The 4,975-nt window shown below is 76.4% G+C and carries 5 protein-coding genes; 2 read left to right on the top strand and 3 right to left on the bottom strand.

What is annotated here, in order from left to right; genetic code table 11:
- Positions 1-143: 143 nt before the first annotated feature.
- From IDM29_RS14905 to mraZ, 3 genes are all read right to left on the bottom strand, one after another.
- Positions 144-575, bottom strand: a complete 432-nt coding sequence (locus tag IDM29_RS14905; protein ID WP_182113645.1) for a hypothetical protein — start codon at positions 573-575, stop codon at positions 144-146.
- Complete coding sequence (rsmH, locus tag IDM29_RS14900) at positions 572-1,576, bottom strand: 16S rRNA (cytosine(1402)-N(4))-methyltransferase RsmH (protein WP_182113644.1); 1,005 nt, start codon at positions 1,574-1,576, stop codon at positions 572-574. The genes IDM29_RS14905 and rsmH overlap by 4 nt, the downstream gene beginning before the upstream one ends.
- 249 nt (positions 1,577-1,825) lie before the next feature.
- Positions 1,826-2,293 (bottom strand): division/cell wall cluster transcriptional repressor MraZ, encoded by a 468-nt coding sequence (gene mraZ / locus IDM29_RS14895; protein ID WP_182113643.1) that lies wholly within the window; start codon positions 2,291-2,293, stop codon positions 1,826-1,828.
- A 352-nt stretch (positions 2,294-2,645) separates the two neighbouring features.
- Here mraZ and IDM29_RS14890 point away from each other — a divergent pair, with 352 nt between their 5' ends.
- Together IDM29_RS14890 and IDM29_RS14885 are read left to right on the top strand one after the other, a co-directional pair.
- Positions 2,646-3,644 (top strand): MoxR family ATPase, encoded by a 999-nt coding sequence (locus IDM29_RS14890; protein WP_182113642.1) that lies wholly within the window; start codon positions 2,646-2,648, stop codon positions 3,642-3,644.
- Between the two features lie 5 nt (positions 3,645-3,649).
- Positions 3,650-4,927, top strand: coding sequence for a DUF58 domain-containing protein (locus IDM29_RS14885; RefSeq protein WP_182113641.1), 1,278 nt, complete (start codon positions 3,650-3,652; stop codon positions 4,925-4,927).
- Positions 4,928-4,975 lie beyond the last annotated feature (48 nt).

The raw sequence follows: 4,975 nt of genomic DNA, 5'->3' as shown, positions 1-4,975 counted from the left end.
CGGCACGCCCTGGCGGCGCTCGCCGCCGCGGGGCGTCCGGGCGCCCGCCTCGGTGCGGCTCTGCTCTGCCCTGCGCGGCTCTGCCCTGCGTGGCTCGGTGGCGGGACCCCGCCCGGGCGAGCCGGACCCGGGCGTGCGCGGGCTCATCCCTCGGCCCCCGCGGGGACGGGGTCACCGAGCACCGCGCCGTCCGCCAGGCGCAGGTAGGCGCCGTGCGTGGTCGGCACCATGCCCAGCGCCGTCGCGGCGGCAGCGAGCTGGGTCGAGGACTCCGCGGCGCGCAGCTCGGTCGCGATCCGCTCCTGCTCGCGCGAGGACTCGGCGAGCCGCTGCTGGAGCGCGAGGCGCTCGTACTCGCCCTGCGCCATCGAGGTGTTCAGGAGCAGCGCCCCGAGGAGCGACGCCGCCAGGAGCGCCATGCACAGGACCACGAAGGGCACGCGCGTGCGGGCCTGGGCGGGCGCACGCACCACGCGCAGGCGGGGAGCCGGCTCGGGCGCCCGCCGACGCCCGGGCGAGGGCGCGGGTGCGGTGCGGGCGGTGGCCCGCACCGCGGTCTGCTCCGCCGCGCTCATCGTGCCCACCCCCCGCTGAGCTCACGCAGGTGGTCGGGGGTGGCGCGCAGCCGCTCGGCGGCGCGCAACCGCACCGACGCGGACCGCGGGTTCGCGGCCAGCTCCGCCTCGGACGCCCGCTCGGCGCCCCGCGTGAGCAGGCGCAGGTACGGGCGGTGGGTCTCCGGCTCGACCGGGAGCCCGGCGGGTGCGCTCGAGACCGCGCCGCGGGCGAGCGCTCGCTTGACGAGCCGGTCCTCGAGCGACTGGTAGGCCATGACCACGATCCGGCCGCCGACGGCCAGGGCCTCGATCGCGGCCGGCATGGTCCGCTCGAGCACCTCGAGCTCACCGTTGACCTCGATGCGCAGCGCCTGGAACGTGCGCTTGGCCGGGTTGCCGCCGGTGGCGCGCGCGGCCGCGGGGATCGAGGCGCGCACGATGTCGACCAGCTCGGCCGTGCGGGTCAGCGGGGCGGCCGCGCGGCGCGCCACGACGGTACGGGCGATCCGGGGCGCGAAGCGCTCCTCGCCGTACTGCCGCAGGATGCGCACGATCTCCGCCTCCGGGTAGGTGTTCAGGACGTCGGCCGCCGTCGGGCCGGTGGACGCGTCCATCCGCATGTCCAGCGGGGCGTCCTTGGCGTACGAGAAGCCGCGCTCGGCCTCGTCGAGCTGCAGCGAGGAGACCCCGAGGTCCCCGAGCACGGCCTGCACCGGTCGGCCGACGACGTCCTGGACCACGTCGAGGACCTCGTCGTAGACCGCGTGCACGGCGGTGAACCGGTCGCCGAAGGGGCGCAGCCGCTCGCTCGCGAGCGCGATCGCCTGCAGGTCGCGGTCCAGTCCGACGACCCGCAGCGTCGGGAAGCGACCCAGGAGGGCCTCGGTGTGCCCGCCCATGCCCAACGTCAGGTCGACGAGCACGGCGTCCGGCCCCTCGAGCGCCGGGCCGAGCAGCTCGACGCACCGGTCGAGGAGGACGGGCACGTGCCGGTCGGAGGTCGCGCGCTCCTGGTCCATCCCCACCTCCTCGGTGCGTCGTGCGTCGTGTCGTCCGCGGCTGCGCGCGGTGCTCGTGTGGTCCCGCGCCGGCGCGCGTCGTGCGTGGTGCGTGGTGCGTCGTGCCTCGGTGGTTGCAGGTCGGGCGGCCCTCCGCCGCCCGACCAGGTCTCCCTCCGCAGCCCCTCTGGCACCGGGGAAGTGCGCCAGAGCGGGCGGGGAGAGACCTCGTCGTGCGGAGGCGGCCGGTCTGCCCGGCCCCGTGGTCATTCAGAAGGCACCGGGGAACACCTCCTCGGCGGTCTCGGAGTAGGTGGTGACCTGCTCCTCGAGGTAGGTCTCCCAGGCCGCCGCGTCCCAGATCTCCACCCGGGTGCCGGCGCCGATCACGGCGACATCCCGGTCGAGCCCCGCGTAGGACCGCAGCGCCGCCGGGATCGACAGGCGCCCCTGCTTGTCCGGCACCTCGTCGTGCGCGCCGGAGAGGAAGACGCGCAGGTAGTCGCGGGCCTGCTTGCTCGTGACGGGCGCCTGGCGGATCTGGTCGTGCATCCGCCGGAACTCGTCCATGGGGAAGACGAAGAGGCAGCGCTCCTGCCCGCGCGTGACCACCAGTCCGGAGGCCAGCTGGGGGCGGAACTTCGCGGGCAGGATCAGCCGGCCCTTGTCGTCGAGCCGCGGCGTGTAGGTGCCCAGGAAGGGCGTGTAGGACGCGTACGCCGTCGGCTCGTTCGCCACGTCGCGCCCTCCCCTCACCCCGTTGCGCGCCCCGGGCAGGCCCACCGCTCCCCAGGTCCCACCACAGTACTCCACTTCCCTCCACCAGCAAGGGAGCAGTGCCACGTTTCACCCTCCTGCCACGGTGTCGCCGCAGGTGAGGGGCGGTGGAGGACGGTGGAGGGCCGTGACGCGGCGGGCGCCGCCCCAGGCGCGTCCCGGGGGCCAGGACGCCCCGGCGTGCGGGGCAGCGCACCGGGCGCGGCGCCGGCGACCCGTCCCGGTGGAGCGAAGTGGGGGATCGCCCGCCCGGGGGCCATCGCCCCAGGGCACCCGGTCGCCTACGCTCGGGACAGCCGAGGAAGGGGTCGCCATGCACGCACTGCCCTCCGCGCGCGAGATCGACGACGTCGCCGACACCGCGCAGCGCGTACGGGCGGCCATGGAGACGGTCATCTCCGGCCGCGCGGAGCTGGTGCGGCTCACGGTCGCGGCGCTCCTCGCCGAGGGCCACGTGCTGCTCGAGGACGTGCCGGGCGTGGGCAAGACGACGCTGGCCAAGGCGCTCGCACGATCGGTCGACTGCAGCGTGGGGCGCATCCAGTTCACGCCGGACCTGCTGCCGAGCGACCTCACGGGCGTGACGATCTACCGTCCCGAGTCGCACCAGTTCGAGTTCCGCCCCGGCCCCGTCTTCGCCAACGTCGTCATCGGCGACGAGATCAACCGCGCCTCCCCCAAGACGCAGTCGGCGCTGCTCGAGTGCATGCAGGAGGGGCAGACCACGATCGACGGCACGACGTACGCGCTCCCCCGGCCGTTCCTCGTCGTCGCGACGCAGAACCCCATCGAGATGGAGGGCACCTACGCCCTGCCCGAGGCGCAGCGCGACCGCTTCATGGTGCGCCTCAGCGTCGGCTACCCCGACCGGGCCGCCGAGGTCGAGATGCTCGACCGCCAGGAGGCCGCCGACCCGCTCGCCCACCTGACGCACGTGACGAGCGCGACCGAGATCGCCGCGATCGTCGACGTCGCGCGGCGGCTGTACGCCGCACCCGGGATCAAGCAGTACGTCGTGGACCTGGCCGACGCCACACGCCACGACCCCATGCTGCGGCTGGGCGCGTCGCCGCGAGCCGCGATCCAGCTGCTGCGGATCGCCAAGGCGTCCGCCGCCATGGCGGGCCGGGACCACGTCCTGCCCGACGACGTGCAGGACCTCGCCGCACCGGTGCTCACCCACCGCCTCCTGGCCAGCACGGACGCACGGCTGTCGGGCCGCAGCGTCGCGCAGACCCTCGAGGCGGTCGTCGCCCGCACCCGGCTCCCGGCGGTCCGCACCGCGGCTCCCGACCGGCGCGCGATCGGCTGAGGCGGATGAGGGAGGCGCTGCGCGGAGTCCGCCCGACCGGCCGGGGTGCCGCGCTGGGCGCCGTGGGCGCCGTGACGGCGGTCTCGGGAGCGCTCACCGGCGTCCGCCTGGTCACCCAGATCGGCGCCCTGCTCCTCCTCGTCGTGGCCGCCGCGGTCGGCTCCCTGGTCATGGAGGGCCGGCTGCAGGGACGCGGGCGCCTCGCCCTGACCCGGCACGTGGTCCCGCACCCCGTGACGCGGGGCGAGCCGGCGACGGTCCACGTCGACGTCACGAGCACGAGCGGCGCGCACCGGCTCGACCGGCTGCAGATCGCGGAGCGCGCGGCGCGAGAGCTCTCGGGACCCCGGCCGCTGCGGGCGCGGGTCCAGCGGTCGCCGGGGCGCCTCGGCCTGCGCTACGCGATCGAGCCGCAACGCCGTGGCCGCTGGCCCGTGGGGCCGCTCGAGGTCCAACGCCACGACCTCTTCGGTGTCGCCCGGTGGCGCGGGGCGCTGGGCGAGGCGATGCTCGTCGCCGTCCGGCCGGCGACCGCCGTGCTGCCCGTCGCGCACGGGGCAGCCGCGACCGACGCCGACCGGGCGTCGCTGGGCGCGCGCACCGCCGCGGCCGACGACTCGTCCCTGCGCGACTACCGGACGGGCGACGACCTGCGGCGGGTGCACTGGCGCAGCAGCGCCCGTCGCGGCCAGCTCATGGTGCGCCAGGACGAGCGCGCGGGCCGCCGGCCCGCGAGCGTGCTCCTCGACCTGCCGGTGGACGACGCCGGTGCCGAGTGGACGATCTCGCTGGGCGCGTCGATCGCGCTCGCGCTCGCGGGTGCCGGCCACCACGTGCGCCTGCTCGGCGGTGACGCCCTGGGGGCGGCACGCGACCACCACCGCGCCGACGCCGACGGCACGGCCGCGGCGGCCCTCCTCGACCAGGCCGTCGACCTCGTCCGCCCCACCAGCCCGGCGACCCGCACCTCGTGGCTCCTCACGGCCGTGGACACCCTCAGCGAGCAGGGCCGCGGTGCGGAGCTGGTCTTCGCGGTCGTCGGCGCGCTCGAGGTCGACACGCTGACGACGCTCGCGCGCATCGGCGACCTGAGCGTCGGCTGGGCCATGGTCCGCACCACGGGCTCGGGTCCCGACGGCACGCCGACGACCGACGAGGCCCGCACGCTGCGCGCGCTGCGGCGCGCGGGCTGGACGGCGTGCGCGGTCCGCCCGGGCGAGGACCTCACGGCGTGCTGGCACCGGCTGCTCGACTCCGACGACCGGGTCGGGGCGGCGCGATGAGCGCCCCGCCCGTCGCGGGCCGGGCGGTCTGGGTCGGCGCCGGACTCG

The organism is Actinotalea sp. JY-7885 (genome assembly GCF_014525465.1).
Lineage (GTDB): Bacteria > Actinomycetota > Actinomycetes > Actinomycetales > Cellulomonadaceae > Actinotalea.
This window is presented reverse-complemented; position numbering and strand designations above follow the sequence as displayed.

Coding starts and splice junctions, on each gene's coding strand:
- IDM29_RS14905 (WP_182113645.1), bottom strand. CDS start 575: ATGAGCGCGGCGGAGCAGACCGCGGTGCGGGCCACCGCCCGCACCGCA.
- rsmH (WP_182113644.1), bottom strand. CDS start 1,576: ATGGACCAGGAGCGCGCGACCTCCGACCGGCACGTGCCCGTCCTCCTC.
- IDM29_RS14890 (WP_182113642.1), top strand. CDS start 2,646: ATGCACGCACTGCCCTCCGCGCGCGAGATCGACGACGTCGCCGACACC.
- IDM29_RS14885 (WP_182113641.1), top strand. CDS start 3,650: ATGAGGGAGGCGCTGCGCGGAGTCCGCCCGACCGGCCGGGGTGCCGCG.